14 protein-coding genes are annotated in these 26,264 nt (G+C 55.7%); 3 read left to right on the top strand and 11 right to left on the bottom strand.

What is annotated here, in order from left to right:
- Positions 1-17: 17 nt before the first annotated feature.
- The 8 genes from VM163_08960 to VM163_08925 all read right to left on the bottom strand — a co-directional run bounded on the left by VM163_08960 (position 18) and on the right by VM163_08925 (position 10,784).
- Positions 18-878, bottom strand: coding sequence for a GvpL/GvpF family gas vesicle protein (locus tag VM163_08960; GenBank protein ID HUT04004.1), 861 nt, complete (start codon positions 876-878; stop codon positions 18-20).
- The gene (locus VM163_08955; GenBank protein ID HUT04003.1) at positions 878-2,989 is read right to left on the bottom strand and encodes a CDC48 family AAA ATPase; all 2,112 of its coding nucleotides are present in this window, start codon (positions 2,987-2,989) and stop codon (positions 878-880) included. The genes VM163_08960 and VM163_08955 overlap by 1 nt, the downstream gene beginning before the upstream one ends.
- 80 nt (positions 2,990-3,069) lie before the next feature.
- The gene (locus VM163_08950; GenBank protein ID HUT04002.1) at positions 3,070-3,570 is read right to left on the bottom strand and encodes an Hsp20/alpha crystallin family protein; all 501 of its coding nucleotides are present in this window, start codon (positions 3,568-3,570) and stop codon (positions 3,070-3,072) included.
- Positions 3,567-4,979: a sigma-54 dependent transcriptional regulator gene (locus VM163_08945; GenBank protein ID HUT04001.1), complete on the bottom strand. Its 1,413-nt coding sequence runs from the start codon at positions 4,977-4,979 to the stop codon at positions 3,567-3,569. The genes VM163_08950 and VM163_08945 overlap by 4 nt, the downstream gene beginning before the upstream one ends.
- A 23-nt stretch (positions 4,980-5,002) precedes the next feature.
- Complete coding sequence (locus VM163_08940) at positions 5,003-5,593, bottom strand: hypothetical protein (GenBank protein ID HUT04000.1); 591 nt, start codon at positions 5,591-5,593, stop codon at positions 5,003-5,005.
- Positions 5,594-5,900: 307 nt separating this feature from the next.
- On the bottom strand, positions 5,901-8,366 hold the full coding sequence (locus VM163_08935; protein HUT03999.1) for a PAS domain S-box protein: 2,466 nt from the start codon (positions 8,364-8,366) through the stop codon (positions 5,901-5,903).
- A gap of 497 nt (positions 8,367-8,863) precedes the next feature.
- Positions 8,864-9,925: an SUMF1/EgtB/PvdO family nonheme iron enzyme gene (locus VM163_08930; protein HUT03998.1), complete on the bottom strand. Its 1,062-nt coding sequence runs from the start codon at positions 9,923-9,925 to the stop codon at positions 8,864-8,866.
- Between the two features lie 25 nt (positions 9,926-9,950).
- Entirely contained in the window at positions 9,951-10,784 is an 834-nt protein-coding gene (locus tag VM163_08925) for a hypothetical protein (protein HUT03997.1), read from the bottom strand.
- A gap of 201 nt (positions 10,785-10,985) precedes the next feature.
- Between VM163_08925 and VM163_08920 the strand changes: the two genes are divergently transcribed.
- The 3 genes from VM163_08920 to VM163_08910 all read left to right on the top strand — a co-directional run bounded on the left by VM163_08920 (position 10,986) and on the right by VM163_08910 (position 20,804).
- Positions 10,986-11,846, top strand: coding sequence for a deoxyribonuclease IV (locus VM163_08920; GenBank protein HUT03996.1), 861 nt, complete (start codon positions 10,986-10,988; stop codon positions 11,844-11,846).
- 223 nt (positions 11,847-12,069) lie between these two features.
- On the top strand, positions 12,070-14,118 hold the full coding sequence (locus VM163_08915) for a right-handed parallel beta-helix repeat-containing protein (protein HUT03995.1): 2,049 nt from the start codon (positions 12,070-12,072) through the stop codon (positions 14,116-14,118).
- A gap of 35 nt (positions 14,119-14,153) precedes the next feature.
- Positions 14,154-20,804, top strand: a complete 6,651-nt coding sequence (locus VM163_08910) for a right-handed parallel beta-helix repeat-containing protein (protein ID HUT03994.1) — start codon at positions 14,154-14,156, stop codon at positions 20,802-20,804.
- A gap of 57 nt (positions 20,805-20,861) precedes the next feature.
- Here the strand turns inward: VM163_08910 and VM163_08905 are convergent, their stop codons facing one another.
- The 3 genes from VM163_08905 to VM163_08895 all read right to left on the bottom strand — a co-directional run bounded on the left by VM163_08905 (position 20,862) and on the right by VM163_08895 (position 26,211).
- Positions 20,862-23,327 (bottom strand): GDSL-type esterase/lipase family protein, encoded by a 2,466-nt coding sequence (locus tag VM163_08905; protein ID HUT03993.1) that lies wholly within the window; start codon positions 23,325-23,327, stop codon positions 20,862-20,864.
- Between the two features lie 108 nt (positions 23,328-23,435).
- Complete coding sequence (asnB, locus tag VM163_08900) at positions 23,436-25,325, bottom strand: asparagine synthase (glutamine-hydrolyzing) (GenBank protein ID HUT03992.1); 1,890 nt, start codon at positions 25,323-25,325, stop codon at positions 23,436-23,438.
- A gap of 10 nt (positions 25,326-25,335) precedes the next feature.
- Entirely contained in the window at positions 25,336-26,211 is an 876-nt protein-coding gene (locus VM163_08895) for a glycosyltransferase family 2 protein (protein HUT03991.1), read from the bottom strand.
- Between the last annotated feature and the right edge of the window lie 53 nt (positions 26,212-26,264).

The following is a 26,264-nucleotide window of genomic DNA, read 5'->3' as shown; positions in this document are numbered from 1 at the left end:
CTAAGCCTCGTTACCTTTCACACCATTTCCAAGGTCGGGGAGAAGCTGTAAGGGGGCCACGGCCCGGAGAGTTCAAAGTGAAGCCCGTGCTTCGCCTGCGCGGCCTTCATTCGGTTGAGGCACGCCGCGAAGACCTCCTCAGAATCTCTGGAAAGCAGAAACGCCCAATTCAGAACCATGTCCACATCCAAGCCGGTGGCATCACGGGAAAGCACTTTCCGTTCGCAGAAACGCGCCGCATACCGCCCCAGGTCTTCCCAAATTCCAGTCAAGATCGCTTTCAATCTCTGGTTCAATTGCTGCTCAACCTCGGCCGCCATCTGCCTCTGCATAAAATAGAGCTTACCCGGTGATACAGATGCGAGAAGCTCCTTCTCACCGGCCATCAACTCCGAATTCAGCGACCTGTGCGCTTGCGCCCTGTCCAAGAATCCTTTCAGCGCCCATTCCGCTTTGTTATCCACCTCGCCCAAGAAACGCGAAATGGCGCCATGGTGACGGACACACAATTCCACCATCCGCTGGGATGAGGCAAAAATCGTCCCGAAGCCTGCTGGCAGCACCGGTGAGTGCCGCATCACAGCCTCCACCACTTCCTGGTGACGACAGGCCCGCGGGCCCACCCAGGCCAGGTCCTTGAGGTTCGTTTCGGCCGACTGCCCGCTGAAATCCGCAACCATCACCTTGCTGGCCACGGCCACGATGTCCTTGCACGTCCATTGTGAGACCGGGTAGCGGGCATCCATGCCGGCGACCTTCAGCAAAGGCAGTCTGGCCGCCTGCGCAAAACCGTAAAGATAGAAGCCTTGCGCTTCGTGCGGCGACGCTGTCGAACCAGTCGGACACGTCGGACTGGTCGGACATCTACTATCAACCATCACACCGCCTCCAGAGTGCCAAACAGATCGTCTGCCGTAATGCACAGATCGGGAAGATCGTCGGCCCCTGCGTCCCATCCGGCCTGCACAGCGCGTCGGAGCGCACTCATCGCTGCTTTGTAACAGATGCCGGCAATTTCGGCCCCACTGAGACCCTCTGTCCTTGCCGCCAGATCATCTAGGCGAATATCCGCTGCCAGTGGTTTGTTGCGCAGATGAATCGCCAAGATCTCCTCCCGACCATTTTTGTCCGGCATGGGGATCTCGATAATCTCGTCAAAACGTCCGGGCCTCAGCACCGCCGGGTCAAGCATATCGGCGCGGTTTGTCGCGCCCAACACCAGGACCCCCTTGAGTTCCTCGATCCCGTCAAGTTCGGTCAGGATTTGACTGAGCACCCGTTCCGACACGTGCGAATCCGATGAGGCGCCTCGAACCGGAACCAGGGCATCGATTTCATCAAAGAAAATGATACAAGGGGCAGCCTGCCTAGCCTTTTGAAAGACCTCGCGGACGGCCCTTTCGGATTCGCCCACATATTTAGAGAGGAGTGCCGGCCCCTTGACGGCAATAAAGTTGACGTGCGTTTCATTGGCAACCGCCTTGGCCATTAGCGTCTTCCCACAACCGGGCGAACCGGAGAGGAGAATCCCCTTGGGCGGCTTGATCCCGGCCTGATCAAATAGACGGGAGAATTTCAGGGGCCATTCCACCGCTTCCACCAGACTCTCCTTAACCGCGTCGAGGCCGCCGACGTCCTCCCAGCGGACATTCGGGACCTCGACGAAGACCTCTCGAATGGCCGATGGCTCCACCTCCCGCAGCGCCGCGCGGTAATCGTCCATGTGGACTTCTAGGGCCGCGAGCCGCTCATAGGGGATGGATGTCAGCCCAAAATCGATATCCGGCATGATCCGTCGCAAACAGAGCATGGCGGCCTCGCGGCAGAGGGCTTCAAGATCGGCGCCGACGAAACCATGCGTAATCTCGGCTAAGTGCGCCATGTCCACGTCCGGGGCCAGCGGCATGCCGCGGCTGTGGATGTCCAGTATCTCCAATCGGCCGATGCGGTCCGGAATCGGGATGGTGATCTCCCGGTCAAAGCGGCCGGGGCGCCGCAGGGCTGGGTCCAGCGCGTTTGGGATATTGGTGGCCGCGATAACGATGACATTCTGACGCTTGCTAAGCCCGTCCATGAGGGCCAAAAGCTGGGAGACCATCCGCTTTTCAACGTCCCCCACCACTTTTTCCCTGGGCGGGGCAATGGCGTCGATTTCGTCGAGAAAGACGATGCTGGGGCCCTTGCGACTGGCCTCATCAAATATCTTACGCAGATGCGCCTCGCTCTCGCCGTAGAACTTATGCACAACTTCCGGGCCGCTGACGGAAAAGAACTGGGCTTCGGTTTCGTGGGCGATGGCCCGGGCAATGAGGGTCTTGCCGCATCCCGGAGGACCGTGCAGCAGCACCCCCTTGGGGGCGTCGATCCCGAGGCGTCTGAAAACCTCCGGATAACGCAGCGGCAGCTCGATCATCTCGCGTATCCGCAAAAGCTGAGGCTTAAGCCCGCCGATATCCTCGTAGGTCACCCGGCTGGCGGACCCCGCTTCCTTCGTCTTGACGATGGTAAGCTGGGTACTGGGATTGATGAGAACAGGGCCTTCTGGGACTGTATGCTGCACCTTGAAGTCGGCCGACCGGCTGCCAAACAGATTGGCCCGGATCCGGTCGCCCGCCATGACTGGGAGGCCGTCCAGAAGACTTCCGATATACTTCAGATCACGCTCGGTCGGGGTGATGCTTGTCGGGGCCAGTGATATTTTCCCCGCAGGACGACAGACCGTTTTGCGGATGCGCACGAACTCATCCAGGCCGGCGCCGACGTTCTCTCTGGTGAGGCCATCGAGCTGTACGCGGGACTGGCCGCGAATCTCCTTGTAGGCTGGCATGGCCTTACAGACGGTTTTGCGCTTGACCTCGATCTCTACGATGTCACCAACGGCCAAATCCAGCCGCTTCATGTCTTCCGGGCCCATTCGGGCAAAGCACCTTCCGACGTCCTTGCCGAGAGCTTCCGTAACTTTCAGTTTAAGGTCTTCTGTCTCTTTCATGCATCGTCTCCTTCAATCACTCGCCTGAAGTATGCTTGGCCCGTGGCGGCCGCGGGACCGTCCCTTGATATCCTAAACGGCTAAAGGGCGCACTTTATCTCTAAAATGCCGTTGTTGCAGGAAATACACATCTTCTCTTTGGGATAGCTTTTCGGCATCAGGACTTCCTTGCGGTATTTCTTCTCCCCGTGTTCAGCATATAGCGTCAGCAGGTCGTCCTTGACGTCAATTTGCACATCATCCTCACTGATACCCGGCATCTCGACGACAACCAATGTATGGTCCTTCTCCTCGAAGACATCCGCAATGGGCTCGCGAATCTCCTGCACCACAGCTTCTCCGGACTCTTTATCTCTGCGGATGTTTCCGAAGGGCTCAATCTTGACTTCATCCCCTCCCAAACCCACTTTGACGGAGAAACCATATACCCCCTTCAGGTCCTTTCCCTTTCGTTTGAAATCGATCTCTCCGGTTCTAGAGAGCCGCTCCCCCTTTTCCGCAAGCTCACCAAGCTTATCTACCAGGTCCGCAAAACCTCCTAGAATCCCTCCGAAGCCGCCTCCGCTCTTTTTGTCACTCATGGTGACCTCCTGTTGGTTTGAATACCCAGTTTCTTGACCTTAGTATGGATAGTTTTGTAGTCTATTCTGAGAATCCGCGCTGCTTTGGCCTTGTTCCCACCTGTGGACTGCAACGTTCGGGTAAGAACCTCTCTTTCCACTGCCGCCGTGCTCTCACGCACGATGGTCTTCAAGGAGGCCTTCTCTAATAGTCCTCTCTTCATTTGAGGCCCTACGTCCCACGACACCGGATATGATCGCTTCCGGACATCCAGATGACCTTTGGTGATGATCTCGTCGGCTAAGAGAACCGCGCGGCGGATGGTTGACCGGAACTCACGCACATTCCCGGGCCATGGATAATCCAGCAGCGTTTCCAGGGCCCCTTCAGAGAACCCCTTCACGTTCTTGTCCAATTCTGCGTTGGCGATGTCCAGAAAACGTTTCGCCAGATAAGGTATATCATCTCTCCGCTCCCGCAGGGGTGGTACTCTTATGGTAAACTCCTTCAGCCGGAAAAAGAGATCGCTGCGAAAAGCGCCTGCCTCGGCGAGGCTGTTAAGGTCCTGGTTGGAGGCGGTCAGGAGACGAACGTCTATCTTGGCAGGTTTGTTGCTGCCCACCGGCATGACCTCTTTCTCCTGAATAACCCGTAGAAGTTTCGCTTGTGAAGATAGTGGCAGGTTGCTGACCTCATCTAAAAACAGCGTCCCACCCTGGGCGCATACGAGTTTGCCAACTTTTCTCTGTCCCGCCCCGGTAAATGCGCCTTTCTCGTAACCAAACAGCTCGCTTTCCAGTAGCGCATCGGGAATGGCCCCGCAATCCAATGGAACAAAAGGCCCTTGGGAACGCAAACTGGCCTTGTGTATGGCCCGGGCCACAACCTCTTTTCCAGACCCTGTCTCCCCTTGGATCACCACGGTAAAATCGGACCGGGCGACTCGCTCGACCATCGCGATAAGGTTGCCGATCGACTCGCTGGGTCCCATCGTCTCTCTCAGCGGGCTGTCCTTTCTGATCTGGCTGGTAAGGTTCTTCAGTTTCCGTTTGAGTTCTCTCTCTGAAAGCGCTCTGTGAACTACATGAATCACATCGTCATGCTCAAAGGGCTTGGTGAGATAATCGTACGCACCGGCCTTTATCGCTTCGACCGCGCCGTGGATTTCGCCAAACGCCGTGATAATGACCACGGGAAGGTCGGGGTCTAGTTCCTTGGCGTGCGCCAACACCTCTGAGCCATCCATGTTAGGCATTCTCATGTCAAGTAACATAAGATCGGGCGAGGCGGAACGGATGGACGCCAGCGCCGGCTCGCCATCATTCGCCATAATGGCTTTGAATCCCTCACGTTCTATGAGCGTTGCAAGTATCCGGCAGATGTCCCTGTCGTCATCCACAATCAAAATCCGGACATCGAGTCTCTCCATGGGTTTCGCTCCCTCTAATCCCCTCACTGCCCCGCAGACCCGGCAGGTTTTTCGATGGGGTATGCCAGGTGAATATCCCCGTCGAGAAACGGCTCGGGTGAGTGAAACATCCCCAAAAAAAGAACCCCCGTATCTCCCGCACAAAGGGTATGATTGATGCGGTGCGCAATATAACGATCGCGGTCTTTGAGTAACGATTCGGCCAATGTCTTTGGATGTGTTTTCATCTTGGCCGTTCTGGACGCATTGCCTGCATCCACGATGCGTTTGGACAATTCGTATTCCTTGATCAGAAGCTCACCCGATTCGGTTCCCATGAGGGTGGCGCCCTTCTCGATCATACGCAAAAGAAGCTGATGATTGCGGCTGCCCGAAGCTGCCAGTTCCTGAACGATCTCCAGCTCACGCCCGCAAACAGGCAAACTATCCTGATACAGCCGAACTCTAGCATAAACCAGGTCCAATCGGTTGATAGTCGTTTCTATGGTGGTCCATATCTGATCTATAGCGGACGCCTTGCGTTTCAGAACCGTTTCCCCCATCTTGTGCAGACCGGCCCGCCAAATCAATTTGCCTAAAACACCCATATCGGCCTGCGTATGCACAATGGGCACGTAGATCAAGGACCTTGAGAACTTCTTAATGTCCGCCTTTTCAGTCATATTCCACGGTCAATATATGGAATCCTTCCCATAACCTATCGAATTAACACCATAGACCCACTTCCATAAACCAGCAGCTCCAGAATCCTTGTCTGAACGCAAACCAAAGGCGAAAAATGCGGCGCCGAAGTAGCCTCCGGTGCCTTTGTTTGTTCTCAAATCAATCCCTCGGCCCGCTGAGCCCATTCTCAGGAGAATAAACCCTATCCGGCTTTGCGACGCAATTCTTGTGCCAAACATCTCGAAACAAAACCGATGGTCACCGTCCGTCCAACACTCGCCGAACGGTCTCTGCAAATTCCTGTTCGGCGAAGGGTTTCACGATAAAGGCGCGAACACCTATATCCTTGGCCTTTCCCCCAGAGACCCTCTCGCTGTGTTCAGCACAAAGGATGACCGGAATGTCAGTGCGAATCCTCATCAGCTCCTGCGCTAACCTGTCGCCCAACATAGACGGCATGGTCATGTCGGTGATGACCAGGTCGAATCGGTCCGGCTCCAGACGAAACACCGCCAGGGCTTCTTTGCCGCTGGCGGTCGATTCGATAGTGCAACCTAAAGACTCCAGCATTTGTCTGCCCTGATTGACGACCGATTCCTCATCGTCAACCAAGAGGATGCGCTCTTTGCCGATGTTGCGCGCTTTGGACAGAGGTTGTGCTTCCACAACCTCTTTGTTGCACAGCGGGAAAAAGACGTTCACCGTAGTCCCGTGTCCCACCTCGCTCTCAATCCGGATAGCGCCATCATGCTCCTTCACGATGCCCAGAACCCTGGGTAATCCCAGGCCAGTACCGTGGTCCTTGTCCTTCGTAGTGAAATATGGATCAAAGACCTTGTCACGTATCTCAGGCGGGATGCCACAGCCTGTATCGGACACGCTCAGCTTCAGATACGAACCCGGCCGGATTCCCGGGTCCAGACCAGGGGCCGAGGCCACCAATTCTACGTTACTGACTCCCACCTTCAGAGTCCCACCCGCCTCATCCATCGCTTGGGCCGCGTTGGCACACAGATTCATCAACACCTCTTGAATCTGCGTGGCGTCGGCCTGGATGACATCTCGGTCTGCTCTTAAGTACTGCCGAATCTCGATACTGGCTGGCAGAGAAGCCTCCAGGAATTTAAGGGTTGTCTTGATAATGGGGGTCATAGAGACCGGCCGCCTTCCCTCTTTCCCGGGACGGCCGAAGGATATGATCTGCTCGATCAGAGTTTTTGCACGAAGAGCTCCATTAAGAATACCAGTCAAGTTCTCCGCCAGTATCGTTCCTTTCTGCACTCTAGTCACGCTTAACTGCGCATACCCCATGATACAAGCCAGTATGTTGTTGAAGTCATGGGCGATGCCTCCCGCGAGCGTTCCCAACACTTCCATCTTCTGGGCCTGCACAAATCGGCGCTCCATCCGTTTGGTTTCGGTGATATCGATCAGTACTCCGCGCAATCCAACTGGTTGATTCCCTTTCTTGGTGAGCCAGCTGGAAGAACGGACCCAGCGAATCTCGTTGGTCTTTCCTACCATTCGATACTCGCTCCGTTTCTGATCGCCGCCAAGTGCCTCTCTAAAGCCATTCTCGACGCGGCGCAGATCATCCGGATGAACGAAATCGCTGAAGCGTCGTCCGATAAGTTCCTGGGGAGTGTAGTTTAGTACTGATTCGATTAACGGGCTGATGTACTTAATCACGCCATTCAAGTCGATCTCGTATATCACATCGCTTATCTTCTCAACCAGCTCCCGGCACTCGCTACGGCTTTCAGATAGCGACGCCTCAGTCTCCATGCGCTGTGAGATATCGCGAACGACCCCGATGATCTTTTGCCTTCCACCAGCGACAAAAGCACCGGTACGTATCTCGCCAGGAAAAATCGTGCCGCCTTTCTTTCGGAAGTAGCCCAGCGGCACATATCTGCCCTGTGGCAATCCACTGATGAGTTCTTGCACCGACTCCGCCACTTGGGTCTTTTCAGCCGAGATGTCCGAAAACGTCAATCCCAAAAAGGCTTCCTCGCTGTAGCCGAACAGCTCCAAAGCGGCTAAGTTGGCCTCTTCGATGCGCTGCGTCTCGGCATCAAAAACTATCAACGCATCGGATTCGTTTTCAAAAAGACTCCGGTACTTCTCTTCATTTTCTCGAAGGACGTCTTCAGTAACTTTGCGTTGTGGGGTGTCCCTGAGTACGGCGATAACGTTCTTGGGACGACCGATAGAATCCCTCAGAATGGAAAGGGCAATACTTAGCGAAATCGCATCTCCATCCCTTTGGCGCGCACGATATTCTGAGACTCTGATTTGCGGTCGGTCAGAGAGAAGGTCCTGCCAATGACGGGCGAATCTGGGCAGATCTTCCACCGTGATGAATCGGGTAAGCCTTGTACCAACGAGATCTTGTTCTTCGCCGCATAGTTTCTCTGAGGCGGCCCTATTAACGTCTAATATCCCACCATGTAAATCTGTAACGACGAGGCCATCCATTAACGCATCGGCAAGAGACATAAACTGGTCAAACCCCATCCACGCCTTTTTCACCATGGTACCATCGGCTATTCCTCGGCACGCCTGCGTGACATCGGCGTATGCTGCCTTCTTGCTTATCACGGACAGTCCTTGGCTCTTTACTGGATCAATTGTAGAAAGCTGGTAGCTGCTTAGCGCGAAGCGGCATAAACCGCAACTTTGAGGCAGTTTAGGCGTGATAACTTCACTTGCATCATCCACCATTCCCAGCAGGTCACCCTCACAAACTATAAAGAGTCATGCTAGCTGGGTACCTCTTTCTTGTCAATCCTTTTTCTTGAGGAGTTTTCGTATTCACATTGGCCAGCCCCCTCCAGTTGGCGCGAAGCAGATAGTCATCTGGGGGGACGGGAGGCGGCTTTGGATCGCGACAAGGCTTCATTGTGGAGCTCAGTACCTCCTTCAGCCCGTCCGCGATAGCATAGTACTTGAAATCCTTAGGGCTTAATCCGATCTCGACCTCGATGCGACGAAGCGTCAAAAGCAGGCGTCATCTGCCCCAGATCACCGAATCTGCGCCCACCGACACACCATCCTTTGACTGACACCCCGAAAAACCACCTGGCCTGCCCCAAAAATCTCCCTTCGCCCCCTCCTCACAAGTCAATCTGATTTGGGTCAGTTCCGCTCAACTTGATTATTGGGGTAACCCCTTCAGGATAAACGGCGGCTCGTGAGCCGCGCCTAAACAAGGCGCGTGCTCAGTCGGCGCAGCAGCGGACGCCCGCGGCAAAGCGGCCCCGCTCGGGGTCGTATGCGCCTCGGAAGGAGCAGCGTGTGGCCAGGCCCCCGTGGTACCAAGCGCCTCCTCTCATGACCTTGCTGGTGGCGCCGACAGGTGGTCCCGTCGGGTTCTCAGCGGGCGACGAGCTGTAATACTCGGCGTCGTAGAAGTCGTTCACCCACTCCCAAGTGTTGCCGCTCATGTCGAACACGCCATAGACGTTCGTGCAGCGACTCCGGCCGCCGGATTCGCCTGCCTGGCCGTCGTTGTAGCCCATCTCTGTCCAGCATCTGACGCCATCATACCAATCGCCATAAGGGTAGATGGAGCCTAGCGGCCCCTTGCAGGCCTTCTCCCACTGCGACTCAGAACAGAGCCGTTTGCCCTGCTGAGTGCACAGCGACTCGGCCTCAATCCAGCTGAGTCCTGAGTTGGGGACGACGCCCACGTTGTTGGGGTATTCGTATGTGTCGATGCAGAACGAGTCGAGATAGACGTCGTGGAGCGGGTATTCGTCCTTGTAGCCCGTGTCTGACGTGTCGCCCATTGCGAACGGCCCGGCGGGAATGCGCACCATCCCAGGCGGACAGCCTTGCGACTCGGATGAGACGTCGAAGTAGGCGAAGCTTATGCCCTGAGTGAGGTCAGTTGAGCCAGCCGCCATGAACGCGGCCGCAAACGCGTGCGTGCCGTCTGTGAGGACGGGCGGCTTGCCTCCGGGAATCGGGAACGTGAAATAGACGAACGGCCCCGTCGAGAAGTGAGGCGGAAGCACGAGGCCACTTATGGCAGGCTGCATGGCGTTGCCCCATCCGGGGAAGAAGTAGGGCGCGCCGTCCGGCGCGAGCAGCGCGAGGTAGAAGTCCACCGCGAGCTCAGTATCGCCATTGGTCGCAGATAGTATGACCTCTCCCGTATCGCCAAAGTAATACGAGGCACTGTCAGTCGTAACCTCCACTCGCGCACTCTGCGCCAAGCTGACCGACTGAACGGCCAGCACTGCGAGAATCGAGCAAGCGACAATGATTATCTTGGACATTGCTATCTCCTTAGAATCTTTTGGATTAGTAGCCGAGCGCCTCAGGCTTCCGGCCTTTAGGCAGCGAGGCTCCTCTTGACCTGTCTAGCGGCGGAACAACTCTGTGCCCTGCATGGGATGGGCCAGGGGAGTTGTCGAAGACCTCGATGACGTAATAGACGGCCACGATGTTATCGGTCGACCCGCCATGGAAGTAGGCATGGACGGCGTTTATGTATTCTAACATGTTGCGTTCGTCTTCTGAAAGAGTCGGGTCGTTGTGGTGCAAGAGCCTGGTGATCGTCCTGAGCTCGTAAGACGTGGAATCCAAGAAGGCGACCGTCGAGATGGGGTTGCGCATTTGGTTCTTGAAGCTGTGCGTCTCAAAGGCCGACGAGCTGTAAAGCTCCAGAGAGCCTTGCTTGCTCCTGTCCCATATCGTCTCGTCTGAGTAGTTGTCGATCAGTATCTGCACCTTCGCATTCAAGGTGTGCCCCTCCGTCATCTTCAGCCGGTCGATGACCTCCTCGATACGGTCAGGTTTGGGCACCATGCCCATCCCCTTATACGCGTTGTTGACCTGAAACTCGCTGTCTCCTCGCCCAAATCGCGAATAGGTTGCGACCGCGGCGTTGTGAGGGCCGTCGTAGTGAGAGGGCATCACGCCATTCAGCATGTCTTGGAGCATCCCGACCCTCGAGCTGAGGTTCCAGTCCACAAACGCCTCCGGCAGCTCCCTCGAGGGATAAACGTGCCATGCGCCGTTGATCCTGGCCCAGATGCGCTCCGGCAGATCGCTCGTCTCTACCGTGTCCTGAATGAAATACTTGCTCCCCACCCAATAGTTGGGCTGGTCACTCTGCGCCGCTGCCCGTCTCACTAAACGAGGCGCAAATAACGAGCACAGCGTAGATATCCCGCCCAGTTTGAGAAAGGTTCTCCTGTTAATGGCGCTTGCCTCCTTCGCTGGGGTTAATAAGATGTCGATGCGAATAATACGTGCATCATAATACACTATTGAGAAGCGCTATCGATTGCAAATGGTTTAGATTGCGAGGGACCTGGAACTTTGATTGTCGGGATGCACTTCTCCGTTGCTGGCAAGTATTACAACGCCGTTGAGAGGGCGCACGAGCTGGGCTGTAACGCGCTTCAGATATTCGCGCAGAACCCCAAAGGATGGCGCGTTAAGGATTTGGACGACGGCGAGGCGCAGACATTCCGCCGCCTCGTCTCGGATTATGGCATCGAGGCTGTCGTCGTCCACACGCCGTATCTGATCAATCTGGCAAGCCCCGACCCGAAACTCGCGTGGCGGTCCAGGCGTGCGGTCAAAACTTCGCTTGAAAGGGCCGACCATCTCGGTGCACAGTTCGTCGTCACGCACATCGGCTCCGCCCGCGGCCGCGATCTCGACGACGCACTCAAGACTGTTTCCAGAGGTCTCGACGAGGTATTGAGCCAGGAATATGATGCGCCGCTTCTGCTTGAGAACAGCGCTGGCTCGGGCCATATTATTGGCCACACCGTCGCCGAGCTCGCCCGCATCATCGAGCGCTGCAAGTCTGCCGACAGGTTATACGTCTGCCTCGACACGGCGCACGCGTTCGCCGCCGGATATGACGTTGTAGCCGCACACGGGCTCGAGTCTACGCTGGATGAGCTGGACCGTCTCATCGGTATCGATCGGCTCAAGGTCGTCCACGTCAACGACACGAAGGTCGCGCTCGGCTCGCATGTTGACCGGCACTACCACATCGGGATGGGCAATATCGGCATGGAAGGCTTTCGCAATATCGTCAATCACCCCAAACTTGCCCACCTGCCGTTCATACTCGAGACGCCTGTTGACGACAGCTGCGACGACGAATGCAATTTAAGAACTTTCCGGTCCCTCATCTCACCACAGAGACACAGAGACACAGAGAATCTAGGACGCTGAAGCCTCGTCGCAGCTGTGGACGCTGGACATGGCGCGCTTGTTTTGGTCTCTGTTTTACTGTATTCTTTGTATCTTTCTGGTGTCAAAATGTGCGCTAAGTTAGGTTTCGTCGGCTTTAGATGGCGTATGCCCATAGAACAGCTGGCTGGTTTTGAGAATCTATGGACCTAATGGCAGAGGAGTTGGATCGGCGAACTCAGCAATATAGAAGGAGAATCGGGACATGAGAATGCTAGCAATAGGTCTGGCTGTATTCGTTATTCTGCACTGCATCGGCATTCTGGCCCTTGCGGCGGAGTACCACGTCAATCAGGACGGGAGCGACGATTTCACGGTCATTCAGAACGCGATCGATGTCGCAATTGATGGCGACATCGTTATCGTCCACCCGGGGACCTACTACGAGAACGTCCGTTTTGAGGGCAAGAATATCGTGCTCTGTTCCGTTGATCCTGAAGACGCAGGCTGCGTCGAGAGCACTATCATCGATGGCGGCCAGAGCGGCCCAGTTGTTGCCTTTTACGGCACGGAGGACGAGGCGTGTTTGCTTTCGGGTTTTACGATCACAAACGGGAAGAACGGCTACGGCGGTGGAATCTGCGGCGCCCGCAAATGGAACGCGCCTCATACGAAAGCCTCGATTACAGGCTGCGTGATCACGCAGAACACTGCGGCTGGGGCCGTTGGCGCGTCAGGCGGCGGCCTGATGTGGTGCAGCGGGACAATAGAGAACTGCACAATCAGGGATAACACAGCGGGATGGGGCGGAGGTCTCGCCGAGTGTTTTGGTGGCAGCCTTGAAAACTGCCTCATAATCGGAAACACGGCGGATGGCAGCGGTGGCGGGCTCTTCAGGTTCGAGGGCAGCATGGTGGCGTGCACAGTTAAACAGAACTCCGCGAGCCATGACGGTGGAGGTCTCCATGATTGCAGTGCAGAGATCGCCCGGTGCTCCATACTCTCGAACTGGACAGAATACGGAGACGGGGGTGGGCTATCCGAAAGCACTGGGAGCATCGATAATTGTGTAATCAGCGACAACGGCATCCAGGGAGCAGGGGGCGGTCTTTACCAATGGAGAGGCAATATCGCCAATAGCCGGATTACCGGCAACGCAGCCGTTTTTACAGGAGGGGGGATGTATGATTGTGAAGGAGACATTCTAAACTGCCTTATAGACGATAACTGGACAGGAAACTTCTCTAGCACGGACGGTGCCGGGATACACGTATGGGTGGGAAACATAGAATACTGCACAATAAGCAACAACACTGGCTCCGGCCTTTGCGATTGCCATGGAATTATCAAGGGCTGCACGATTTCCGGTAACGTGTCGTGGATGGGAGCGGGCTTGGACTCTTGCTCTGGAACGCTTGAAGACTGCGTCATCAGGGACAACTTCGCAGACATGGGTTGTGGAGGCGGTATATACGACTTCGACGGACAGATCAAGAACTGTTTGATAATCAATAATGTTGCTGACTACAACGCGGGAGGTGGCCTGGGCCATTGCCAGGGGATGGTCCAGAACTGCACAATAGCTCACAACTCGGCAGCAGAAAACGGCGGCGGCGTTTACTTCCATACAGGCGCCATCACCAACTGCATTATCTGGGGCAACGGCGATGCAGGGGAAGTGGGGCCGGACCGTTGCACGCCATCTTACAGCTGCATTCAAAACTGGACGCAAGGCGGCGTTGGCAACATCAGCCAAGACCCGGTCTTCGCAACTGGGCCACTGGGTGACTACTATCTGTCCTCCCTGACGGCGGGTCAGGATGCGGATAGCCCCTGCATCGACGCCGGCAGCGACACGGCCGAGAACCTCGGCCTGGACAAGCTCACCACCCGGAGCGACGGAGGCGCCGACAAAGGAACCGTCGATATGGGATACCACTATCCCATCTTCGCCGTGACCATCCAGACCTCCCTTAATGACAACGAATTCGGCCCAGGGGATGACCTCGAAGCATACCTGAGCGTGGAGAACCATGGCTCTGAAGTCGTAGTGGACGTTTATATAGGGTTGATTCTGCCCGACGGGAGCGTCCTCTGTATTGGGCCGGATGGTGCCTATTTCGGCATCTTCCCCTTCGCAACGTCGGTCTTTCTTGACTGCAACGCCACCATAGACCCTCTGAAGATACTGGACCTAACCGTGCCCGGCAATGCTCCCCCAGGAGACTGCGCTTATGCCGCCGCGGTCTCCCAAACGGGGGAGCAGGCCTTCTTACGCACGTCAGTGAGTTCGTTTACGATTAGTGGCGGTTGAGTTCACGCAAACCTAAGAGATAGGAGCAATTCACTATGAAAGCACTTATTCAAATCACTGTGCTTTGCTTATCTCTCCTTCTTGCTTATCCCACACTTGCGGCCGAGTATCACGTCAATCAGGACGGCACGGGCGACTTCACGGTTATTCAGAACGCGATCGATGCCGCCGTGGATGGCGACACCATCATCGTCCACCCGGGCACCTACTATGAGAACGTGGGGTTCAAGGGCAAGAATATCGTCCTGAGATCGATGGATTCTGAGGATTGGGACGTAGTTGAGGCGACGATCATCGACGGTCGGCAGCTCGGCTCAGTGGTCGAGTTCTCGGGCGCGGAGGACGAGGCGTGTTTGCTTTCGGGTTTTACGATGACAAACGGCTCAGCGACCAATGGCGGTGGGATATTCGGCGGATTGGAGGATGGACCCCATTCAATGGCTTCGATCTACAATTGTATCATCTACGGCAACACTGCAAGTTCGGGTGGCGGGTTTTGTGGCTGCGACGGTCGAATCAAGGGCTGCTGGATTGCCGGGAATCAGGCATCAGGCGGTGGGGCCCTCTATGATTGTCGGGGTGAGATCGTTCGTTGCGTCATCTCCGGCAATATCGGCGCGTATGGTGGTGCGATTCGCGCCTGCGATGGCCTATTTGCCAACTGCCTCATCTGCGATAACTCCGCGCCAGAGGGGGGTGCGATTTGGAGTTACGAGAGATCGCCCACAATCAGGAACTGCACCATAGCTGGCAACTTGGCCGAGGAAGGAGGGGGGATTTACGAGTTTAGCGGGAAGATATTCAACAGCATCGTCTGGGGTAACTGGGCCCCTGAAGGCCCCGATGTTTACCCAGATGACTCATCGTTCACATCGTTCAACAGCTGCATTGGCCATTGGGAGGCTTCGGGCGCGGGCAACATCTCCGACGACTCGCTGTTCGTCGATGCTGTTGACGGCGATTACCATCTTTCCGCTTATTCGCCGTGCATTGACACGGGAAGTAATTCTTATGTCGCAGGCCTCAGGGACGTTGAGGGTGGTCCGAGAATAGCCAACCGGATTGTTGACATGGGGGCCTATGAGTACCCTGTCGGCTGCTACGTCTATGTAGAAGCCGACAGGCAGACCTACGGAACTGGCGAGACCGCCAAGCTATCGATCCACGCGGGAAGCTCGGACACTGAGCGGCAGGTTGACGTCTATGCGGCGATCGAAGTTCCCGGCGGACAACTGTTTTTCATCCCATCGCTATCTGCTGATATGACCCCCTGGATTGCCGACGTATCCCTTGGGCCGGAGAGTGCTTTTGTCGATACGTTCGGCTACGAATTGAGTGACACAGCCCTTGAAGGCAACTATACGGTTTATTCGGCGGTTTATGAGCACGGCTCGATGGATTCAAGCGCTATGCTCACCGATCTCTCTCAGACCTCGTTCATATGCCACAGCGACAGGCCGATCACATACGAGGTCAAGGAAAACGGGTCCGGAGATTTCAAGAGCATCCAGAAAGCCATCGACGCCGCCCGTGATGGCGATACTGTCATCGTCCACCCGGGGACGTATTATGAGAACATCCAGTTCGGAGGACGAAATGTGACGCTGAGATCAACGGACCCTAGCGATTCCGACATCGTATCCGCTACGATCATCGATGGACAAGAACTGGGGCCAGTTGTCGCATTCGATGGCACAGAGGATGAGACTTGCCAGCTCGCTGGAATGACGATTACCAACGGTTGGAGCGAATATGGGGGAGGAGTATGGGGCGCCTCCAAGTGGACGCATCACGCGAAGGCCTCGATTCTCAATTGCGCGATAGAATCTAATTCCGCTGAATGCGGCGCCGGTATCGCAGCGTGCGACGGCCTTATCACAGAGTGCGCGATCAGCAATAACTGCGCCGGCGAGTACGGTGGAGGTCTTTACGGCTGCCAGGGCATCATACAACGCTGCAGCGTCTTCATTAACACCGGGCACGACGGCGGAGGGCTAGCGGGTTGTCACGGTGAGATCATATCCTGCGAGATAATCGGCAACGGCGCCTTGTTCGATGGGGGCGGATTCTATCAATGCAGCGGCAGGATCGCGGGCTGCACGATTGATGACAACTGGACCTATGCCGGGGCGGACACCGATGTTGGCGGAGGCGGGCTTGCACGTTGCCATGGTCTGATCGAGGATTGCATCATCTCAAACAACTCGGCAGAAGGGGACGGCGGAGCCTTGTTTGTCTGCAAGGCCACGGTCCTCAACTGTACCATTACCGGCAACCGCGCCGACTTTGGCGCCGGGCTCTATCGGTGCAATGGGACGATCAGCAACTGCATTATTTGGGCCGACAACGCGACTCCAGGCCACGAGATGTACTCCTGTGACGCCACTATTACGTATTCCTGCATTAGGAACTGGACCGGCGAGGGCAACATCTCGGATGACCCGATGTTCGTTCCCGGCCCGTTCGGCGACTACTACCTGCACCCCAACAGCCCCTGCATCGATGCCGGCAGCCAATCGGCGGAGGAGGCGGGCGTATCCGATAGGACGACGCAAGCTGACGGGACGCCCGACAGCGGGACTGTCGATATGGGCTACCACTATCCGATTCCAGGCGTGCCAATTGAGGCGGAGGTGTTCTGCTCGCTGAACGCGGACGAGTTCGCGGCGGGTGATGTCTTGCAGGGCTTTATGAGCGTTGAGAACCGAGGCGCGGATGTTGTGGTGGACATCTTCGCCGCAATCGTGCTGCCGGACGGTTCGATGGTCTCGCTCACCCAAGACGGTTTCGGAGTTGGCATCTGGCCCTGGTATTCCGATCTGATCCTGCCTTCTGGCTTCGCCGCAGGGCCTGAGATGGTCTTCGAACTAGTTATCCCAGCCGAGGCTGCACCTGGCAGCTATACGTTCCTCACCGCGGTCTCCCGCGCGGGCACAGGCTCCTTAGGCATCCTCTCCGTTGACCAGTGCCCGTTTCAGATCTACGAGGCGGTCGGCTCCCACTATTACGTCGATGGCCAGCTGGGTGACGACTCTTATGACGGGTCCGAAGGCTCCCCCTGGAAGACGATAAACCGCAGCCTTCGCTATGGGGGAGCCGAGGCGGATCCGATCACGATCCACGTCGCGGCCGGCTCCTACGCTGCCTCGACCAACGGCGAGATCTTCCCACTCAACATGAAGAGCTGGGTGTCCGTCGTCGGCGATAGTGCGGAAAATACTATTCTCGACGGAGAGATGTACTCCAGACATATATTCTACTGTATCAATGTGACCGGCGCAACAATTGAACGATTGACCATTACGGGAGGCACAGGGAGTCATTGGGACTATGAACATGAAGAAAACGGCGGCGGCGGCATATATTCCTGCAACAGCGATCTCAAAATACTAGACAATATAATAACGGAAAACGGTGCAAGTGAGACGTCATTCAGTTCCGGTGGGGGGATATACTGTAGGTATAGCGCCACTGAGGTCAGAAACAATGTGATTGAGAATAATCATGCTCAATTCGGGGGAGGCATCTCGTCTATAGGAGCAGAGAGCAGAATCGTTATCGAAGCTAACATCATACGTGGCAACAGGGTACAATCTCAGGGAGCGGGGATCAATGCAGCCAATCCGATTATTGAGAACAACCTGATTATTGGCAACAATGTGGGCTGGGGCAAAGCTGGTGGGATATACTGTGGCAGTTTTGGTGGTTTTAGCACAGTAATTGATAACTGCACATTTAAGGGGAATTACTCAGGGTGGGGCGCAGATGCAATAGAGAACGAAGATGGCCGCATTGATGTCCGGGATTGCATCTTCATAGGTCAAACCAATCATAACATCGGAACGCCGACGTATTGCTGCGTCTGGCAGGGATACGGCCTTTATTCCGGCGAGGGGAATATCGAATGCGATCCGATGTTCACGACCGGACCGTTTGGTGATTACTACCTCGACCCGGAGAGTCCTTGTATAGACGCCGGCAGCATGTCGGCAGAAGAGGCCGGGCTCTCCGACCGGACGACGCAGGACGACTGCACCCCGGACACCGGCACGGTCGATATGGGCTATCACTACCCTATCCCGGCAGGCGAACGACCGATCGCACATATCGATTCGATATTGCCCAATCCGGCTACACAACACATGGACACGATTCGATTCGTCGGGCACGGGACCGATACTGACGGGGCCGTGCAGAGGCACGAATGGTCCTCCGACCTCGAAGGGATTCTCAGCACCAACAACCGCTTCAGCTACCCCGCATCGTGGCTGGAATTGGGCTCGCACATCATCTCCTACAAAGTGCGGGACAATTTGGGCGTCTGGTCAGAAGCGGCTACCGAAAAGCTCGTCATTGAGGCTCAGTTTCCGAGACCGGTGGCCTACATCGATTCGATATCGCCGAATCCCGCGATATACGGCAGGGACACAATTGAATTCCGCGGCCATGGCACCGACAAGGATGGGGGAATCGAGGCTTACCAATGGAGTTCCAACCTGGACGGCGTTTTATCTTCTGAGAAGAGCTTTCAAAAACCAGCAGCCGGTCTTTCGCTAGGCACGCAAACTATTTCATTGCGGGTTCAGGACGATGATTCTCAGTGGTCGGAGCCGGCCACTGAAAGGCTTGTGATTTGGGCTGAGGGTACGCAGCACCTCTACGTGAATGGCCAGGCCTGCGATGATTTGGGCGATGGCTCCCTCAACGCACCGTTCAAGACTATTAGCTGCGCCCTGGGTTTAGCCGTGGTCTCCCAAACGAGTCCGGCGGTCATCCACGTTGCGGCCGGCACGTATTCGGCGACCACGAACGGCGAGATCTACCCTCTCACGATGAGAAGCCTCGTGTCCATCTCAGGCGCCGGCGCCGACACAACCATTCTCGACGGGGAGTACTCCGCCTATCATATAATTCGCTGCATTGATGTGGAGAACGTCATTGTGGAGGACCTCACGATGACCGGCGGCTCGGCCTATGGTGAGTCGGAGGCTGATCAGTCCGGCGGGGCAGTGTATTGCGTCAACAGCTCTTTGCGAATCCAGAGCAACATAATAACGGATAACCACGCGGTCAACGGCGGTGCCATATACTGCCGCGACAGCGCACCAGACATCATAAGCAACACAATCAGCGACAACGCATCGCGCGACTACGGCGCCGGCATCTGCTGCGTCGAGAGCTCTCCAACCATCCTCTATAACACCATCTCTTTCAATGACGTGTACGGGTCGGGAGGCGGAGTCTATTGCGAGGGGGACAGCTCGCCCCTTATTGAACAGAACACCATATTAAACAACTGGGCATATCAGTTCGGCGCCGGGGTGTACTGTGAGCAGAGCTCCCCCATAATCTCAAGTAACACCATCACATATAACATTGTTTATCCACCCGGAACGGATATTGGTGGTGGTGGAGGGATATGCTGCAAGTACTCCTCGCCGACAATCATGGATAACACGATCGCCAACAATCACGGGTGCACGTTCGGCGGAGGCATACTCTGCGATGAGAGCTCACCTCTGATCTCCGGCAACATCATCAGCACAAATGACACCGATGCTGGCGGAATTGGTGGAGGTATTTGCTGCGAAAATGATAGTTCGCCGACGATCGAGGCCAACACGATAACGGGTAACTCCTCATGGGGCAACGGTGGAGGCATTTACTGCGAGCACAGTTCCCCGACGATCGTGGAAAACGAAATAAGGAGCAACTCCGTATGGGACGACGGCGGCGGTATGTATCTGAGCCAGAGTTCGCCAACGATCTCGGGCAACACGATCACCGATAACAGAGCGGACAAGCATGGAGGCGGAATACACTGCGCACTCAGTTCGCCAACCATTTCAAACAACTTGATTATCGGGAATGAGGTGTACGGGCGGTTTGGTTTCGATGGCGGAGGTATATACTGCAGCTCTCATAGCTCGCCAAGCATCACTAATAACACTATAGTTGGTAACTCGGCAGCGGAATCCGGCGCAGGCGGTGGTATCTATTCTGAGAGGGAAGGCAATCCAACCATTGAAGCCTGCATCATCTGGGGCAATGATGACGACCTATCCGGATGCTCCACGAGCTACTGCTGCATCAAGGATGGTAACGAGGGCGAGGGGAATATCTATGGCGACCCGATGTTTGTCCCCGGCCCATTCGGGGACTATTACCTGCACCCGAATAGCCCTTGCATCGATGGAGGCGACAGATGGTCTCACGAGGCGGGCGTGGCCGACAGGACGACTCAGGCTGACGGGACGCCCGACACCGGGACTGTCGATATGGGATTCCATTATCCGATTCCGGGGGCGCCGATTGAGGCGGAGGTGTTCTGCTCGCTGAACGCGGACGAGTTCGCGGCCGGCGATCTGATGCAGGCCTATCTTGAAGTCGTGAACGAGGGTCCCGAGATGACGGTGGACGCGTTCGTCGGCTTTATCCTGCCGGATGGCTCAATTATCTGCCTCGTCGAGGAGGGTTTCGGCTTCGGGCTCTGGCCGTGGGCTGTGGATTGGGTTCTGCCCACGGGCTTCAGCTTCGGGCCTGAGATGGTCTTCGAGCTGAGCGTCCCGCACGTTGAGCCGGGCTCTTACATCTACGCCGCGGCGCTCGCCGAATCCGGCGCAATAGGCTCCAACTTCATATCCGTCGATTCAGTGCCTTTCACAATCACTGGCACGGTGAGATAACGCTACATTTTGCTGCAACCAGAGCGGATGGCCGTTGTTGCGTGTTGGCTTCCGACCCTACTGTGGCCGTTCGCACGGCAGGAGCTTGAGAGCGGCGAGCTTCTTGGCGATCTCCCGCGCTATCAGACTGTGCCCGAAAGCAGTCGGATGGCAGATTGAGCATAGAAGCCTCTTCTGACGGTCTAAAGCGTCTTCCTCGGGCCCTGAATTCGTGAATTCAAAGAAGGCAGGGAACATGTCAACGAACGGGACCCGATGCTCCTCGCAGAAGGAGACCATCAGGCCGTGATATTTCGGGACCTTCACATACGGGGGCTTTAACGACTTCTGAGGCAGGATGATCACAAGAGGCGTGATCCCTCGGCTTTTACAGAATTCGACCGATTTGGCCAGCAGCTCCCGATATTCGGTCTCTCCCACCCTGTGGTCTTTGACAACCATCCCTCCTAGCTGAACAGTCCCGAACTCCTCGCACATCTGTTCAGAGTTCTCAATAACACGAGGCGGCGGCTCCTGCGAGAAGAGACGACCGGCCCTGAGCAGTAACTTCTCGTAGAGCAGAAACACTCTGCTATTCCGCAAGAACTCCTTACACCTTCCCAACCAACTGTGGCCGTTCGCGTAATAGACCGAATCGGGATGCTCCGCTGGGAGAACATCGTTGAAGCCGAATGCGAAAGTCACGACATCAGGTTGGAACTGAGGCGCGTGCAGATTCAGAGATATCCAACCCTGGAATAACGTATATCCCATTATGCCCAGATTAAGGACCTCAACGTCTCTATCTCCTTGACATTGTTCATCGAGCAATCGTTCGAGCTTCTGAGAGTAGCTGTCCTCGTCAGAGACACCCAAACCGAATGTTCGGGAATCCCCCAGAGAAGCTATTCGGAATGTCGAGGCGGGCTTCTCTGCGGTGAATTCCGGGCCGCGGAAGCCCCTGGAATTCATTGACACTGGTATGTCGCGTCCGACGACTCCCGTCCAGTTGGTGTTCGGTCGGCCTTTCCAGAAGAGGTCGTTATCCCGTTGGTAAATATACTTGAAGGCGCCCTTATGGTCTAGATTGCCAGCGACGAAAGTCTCGTAGTCCAGCCGCAAGGCGGGCTCGATCTCCCAGGGACCGATGCGCAAGACCGCCTCCCCACAGAGAAACAGAACGACCGGCAGCGACAGCGTGGCAACCCACAGCCATAGTTTTTTTCTGGCAGCGGGCTCTTCTTTGGGGTCACTCTTGAGGGTCATATATAGGCCGTAGGCAGCCAGAACCATGATTGCTGGCATTAGTTTCATGCTGTGTCGCCCCGCCGCCTCCAAAAAGGTCTCAGCCAGTGTCAGCACGACGACAGCGACGAATATCGGGACGGCCTGTCTCCGCCAGCGGCCCTTGTAGCGGAACACCGCGATGAAGGCGAAGAATAGGAGAAATAGGTTAGGGAATAGAAGAGCATAATTGACATTGTGGTTACGGCTTGTGGTCGGATAGTAAAGGAAGTATCGCGAGGACCAATCAGTCGCATTGAGCCACATCTTGTTGATCTTACCGGGCGCGCCGCTAAGCCATACGAGCGGGTTCTTCAGGGCATATTTGACTGCTTCCCGGACCAGGACATCATTTTTGCTTATGTCGTCTAGGTCTTTAACACGCGCGATAACCTCCGGAGGCATGAGAGGCGCTATGCCTAATTTGGGATCGACCGTGGACATGTAAAGGCCGGTGAGCATCACACGGCCGGTTAGCGTTGTGCCTGGAATGAAACGGCCCAGCACCACAGCGTTCCGTATGACCCATGGTGAGATTGCCAGCCAGAAGCAAACTAGTATCGCTAAAGATGACCAAACCGCACGCCTCCAGCTCTGCTTGCCCTTCCTGAGAACGAAGAGAAGCACAATTGGGATGGCCACACTAAGGGCAAGCGCATCAGGCCGAACAAGCGCACACGAGCCAAGTAGGAGGCCCGACAAGGCGAATAACCAGACCCTGTTGTTTGAGAGGGCCACGATAAGGGCAAGGAAGAAGAGAGTCATCAGAACGGTCCCGAGGCTCTCGCTCATTAGGACGATATTCTGCTGAAAGAACGGAGGGTAGCATGCGACGAAGCCGGCTGCCAATAGAGCGACTTCGGCACGCTGGAATAGGCGACTCGCAATCGCGAAGGCGGCGAGCATCGTTACGACGTCGAACAGACACTGCAGAAGAAAGATGATTCTGTATCGCTCGCCAAATAGCGAATAAACGAGAGAAATGAGCAGCGGATAAAGCGGCGGCCTTCTTGCCGTTGGCGTCTTCAGACGCTCACCGAGATTCGTCATGGGGTGTTCCTTTATCCCCACGAAGCGGTAGCCCTCTCCCGAGGCGAGGTTCTTGGCCAATTGGTTGTACTCGGAGGGGTCTGCCTGCTGAGTCACTGGAACGAAATAGGGCATGGCGAACATCCACACGACTCTTGCGATGAGGCCCAACGCTATAATTCCTATCAGCCACGCACGATGTCTTGAGGAGAGGTCCGAGAAAATCCTCACGTCATCTCTTTACTGTAGGCATAGACTCTCGCTTGAGCACACAGGCTGTACCGCTCGGCTTGCGTGACTATCGCCAGCTTCCTCTCGACATTTAACGGCATGCAGGACTTACATATATGCATCGTACCAAACTGCAAAATTGAGAAGTCCCCACAGTGGGCGAGCATTGTTGCGGCGATTAGCTCTATGGTCCTCGATCAGGTTCTCCACGAAGCCCCAATCGAAAAGGTTTGCCTCCCTGAGCTTCTGCGTCCTGAAGGCGTCCATCATGAAGTCATAAAACTCGCGCTTCAGCCATTTGCTGAACGGCATATCGAAGCCGACTTTTTTCTTCTTGACGATCGCTTTCGGAAAAACCTCTCGCAAAGCCCTTCGCAGTAGGAACTTCCTCTGAAGGCCCCTTATCTTCACGTTCCCCGGCACGCTGCTCAGGAAAGAAACGAGGTCTGGATCGGTCATAGGCACCCGCGCCTCAATGCTATGAGCCATGCTCATCCTGTCGTTCTTTACGAAGAGGTCGTCAGGCAAAAAGACCTTGCTGTCTATGTAAAGAAGCCGGTTGAGAGGGTCCTCTGCGTGACATGATTCGAAGAGCTGCGCGAAAATCCTGTCAGAGGTGGCCAGCCCTTTTTCGTCTCTCAATGCGGGAGAGTAGAGGCTCAGCTTCTCGGCCTCGGACAGAACAATACGCCAGAAGAGATGCGCCTGGGGAATTGGCAGCGAGACGCCTCTAATGAACCTCTTGGCTTTGAATTCAAAACTGATCTTCTTATGGGATACTGGTAAAAGGTCGATCAACGGGCGCAGAATGTGCTCTCTGAAGGCTTTCGGGACCTTTCGAAAGGCCGAGGCGAACCGGTAGGCCGCATGTGTGTCGTATCCCGCGAATATCTCGTCCCCTCCCTCGCCTGAAAGAACCACTGTGACCTTCTCACTTGCAATCTTGCAGGCGTAATAAGTCGGAATTGCTGCTCCGTCCGCGTAAGGTTCATCTATAAAGCCGACATGAGAGGGCAGCACGTCGAGGACATCCTTTGCGCTAACTACCATCTCGTGGTGCTCTGTGCCCAACTCCTGTGCCACTATTCTGGCATAGGGAAGCTCATTGAATGAAGAGTCCTCAAAGCCAATTGAGAAAGTCTTAATCCTCTCCGAGGCGTGTGCAACCATGTAAGCCGCGATCGCACTCGAATCCATCCCACCAGAGAGCAGGACACCAACAGGAACCTCACTCATGAGCTGTCTGCGAACCGCTTCGGATAGGAGCTCCCGTACACGCTCCTCGTAGTAATGCAGGGGCTTCGGTTCGACATCGGGATTATAGGACAGGTCCCAATAACGAGTGGTTCGCATGTCCCCTTGCTCGAAAACAGCTATGCATCCCTGCTGGACCTCTCGGACCCCCTTGAAGATCGTCTGTTCTCCGGGGATGTAGTCAAAAGTGAAGTAATCGTGCATGGCCTGCAGATCAAGTTCCCGCGGAACGCTCGGGTCACAGATAATCGATTTTATCTCGGATGCAAAGACGACGCGGTCTGTCAATTGCATATAGAAGAGCGGTTTGATGCCCATGCGGTCTCGGCATAGAACAAGTCGATGCCGTTTCTCATCCCAGATGGCGAATGCGAACATGCCGTTCAATACTTCGGCGAAATCTGGACCTCTCTCCTCATAGAGGTGCAGGATGACCTCTATGTCTGTGTCAGTTGAGAAGTTGTGGCCCCGGCCTATCAGATCACTCTTGAGAGTCCTGTAGTTGTAGATCTCTCCGTTGGCCACGAGAACGCACGTCCCCTCTTCATTCGATATCGGTTGGTGCCCATTTGAGAGGCCAATTATGCTCAGTCTTCTCGCACCGAGCCCGACGTTGCCCGCAGCATTGATCCAGATGCCGCGATCATCCGGCCCTCTATGCCGCATCAGGTCGGTCATATCATCCATTAGCGCCGGATCAACCTTGCATCCTGAGTCCTTGACAATGCCGCAGATACCACACATGGGGAGGGGATTACTTCCTTCGCCTTTCGAGGAACAGGGCCAGCTCCGCCAAGAAGCCCAGACCCCATATCTGGATGGCGGATAGTATCAGCAGCACGGAGGTTGATGATAGTCTATCATAGATCAGATAGTCCGTGGACAACTTCGCCGCGCCCACAAGAAATATAACGAGCCCAATAGGTAGGAAGAACTTGAGCGGATTGAAGAACATCACGGTTCTGATGATGAGTATCAAGAATGAGAAGGCGTCGCTGGGGACTATCTTGGACTTGCCGGCCCGCCTGTGATAGTCGATGGGCATGTACTCCACCGACTTCCCGTCCCCGAGCATCAGAAGCGTTATGGTCGAGGTGAATGAGAACCTGTCCGGCAGGACCCGCAGATAGGGCAGGGCAACATCCCTTCTGAAGGCTCGCAGCCCGGAGTTGAGGTCAGGAATCTTCACCCCTGAGAGAAAGCCCGCAAGCTTCGTCAGAAGCCATTTGGCCGGCCTCCTCGTGATCGGCACGCAGGCCCCGGCCCGCACTCTCGCCCCGACGACCATGTCGGCAGATTCAAGCCCCCGTGCGAGCGCAGGAATCACCTCCGCCGGATACGTGCCGTCCCCATCGATTATCGCGATTGTCCGTCCCCTGGCCGCCTTGATCCCAGTCTTTAGCGCCGCACCATAGCCACGCCTCAAGCCATGCGAGATGACCCTCGCCCCGGCATCCTCGGCCAACTGGGCACTGTTGTCAGCAGAGCCGTCATCGACCGCTACTATCTCGTAGCCTCCCTCGTGGCAATCGAGCGCGGCCTTGACGGAGCTTATGACCGAGCCAATAGAATCTGCCTCGTCCTGAACCGGGATGACGATGGACAGGGCGGGAAGGTCCCTATCAGGCATCAGGCGCCTCCAACGTGAAACTCATGGCGCCTCTTCTAGCCAGCGCTCCTTGC

The organism is bacterium (genome assembly GCA_035527515.1).
Classification (GTDB): domain Bacteria; phylum B130-G9; class B130-G9; order B130-G9; family B130-G9; genus B130-G9.
This window is presented reverse-complemented; position numbering and strand designations above follow the sequence as displayed.

Excerpts from the sequence above, each read along its gene's own strand:
- VM163_08960 (HUT04004.1), bottom strand. The coding sequence starts at position 878 with ATGGTTGATAGTAGATGTCCGACCAGTCCGACGTGTCCGACTGGTTCG.
- VM163_08910 (HUT03994.1), top strand. The coding sequence starts at position 14,154 with ATGAAAGCACTTATTCAAATCACTGTGCTTTGCTTATCTCTCCTTCTT.
- VM163_08930 (HUT03998.1), bottom strand. The coding sequence starts at position 9,925 with ATGTCCAAGATAATCATTGTCGCTTGCTCGATTCTCGCAGTGCTGGCC.
- VM163_08955 (HUT04003.1), bottom strand. The coding sequence starts at position 2,989 with ATGAAAGAGACAGAAGACCTTAAACTGAAAGTTACGGAAGCTCTCGGC.
- VM163_08895 (HUT03991.1), bottom strand. The coding sequence starts at position 26,211 with ATGCCTGATAGGGACCTTCCCGCCCTGTCCATCGTCATCCCGGTTCAG.
- VM163_08935 (HUT03999.1), bottom strand. The coding sequence starts at position 8,366 with ATGGTGGATGATGCAAGTGAAGTTATCACGCCTAAACTGCCTCAAAGT.
- VM163_08945 (HUT04001.1), bottom strand. The coding sequence starts at position 4,979 with ATGGAGAGACTCGATGTCCGGATTTTGATTGTGGATGACGACAGGGAC.
- VM163_08950 (HUT04002.1), bottom strand. The coding sequence starts at position 3,570 with ATGAGTGACAAAAAGAGCGGAGGCGGCTTCGGAGGGATTCTAGGAGGT.
- VM163_08915 (HUT03995.1), top strand. The coding sequence starts at position 12,070 with ATGAGAATGCTAGCAATAGGTCTGGCTGTATTCGTTATTCTGCACTGC.
- asnB (HUT03992.1), bottom strand. The coding sequence starts at position 25,325 with ATGTGTGGTATCTGCGGCATTGTCAAGGACTCAGGATGCAAGGTTGAT.
- VM163_08920 (HUT03996.1), top strand. The coding sequence starts at position 10,986 with ATGCACTTCTCCGTTGCTGGCAAGTATTACAACGCCGTTGAGAGGGCG.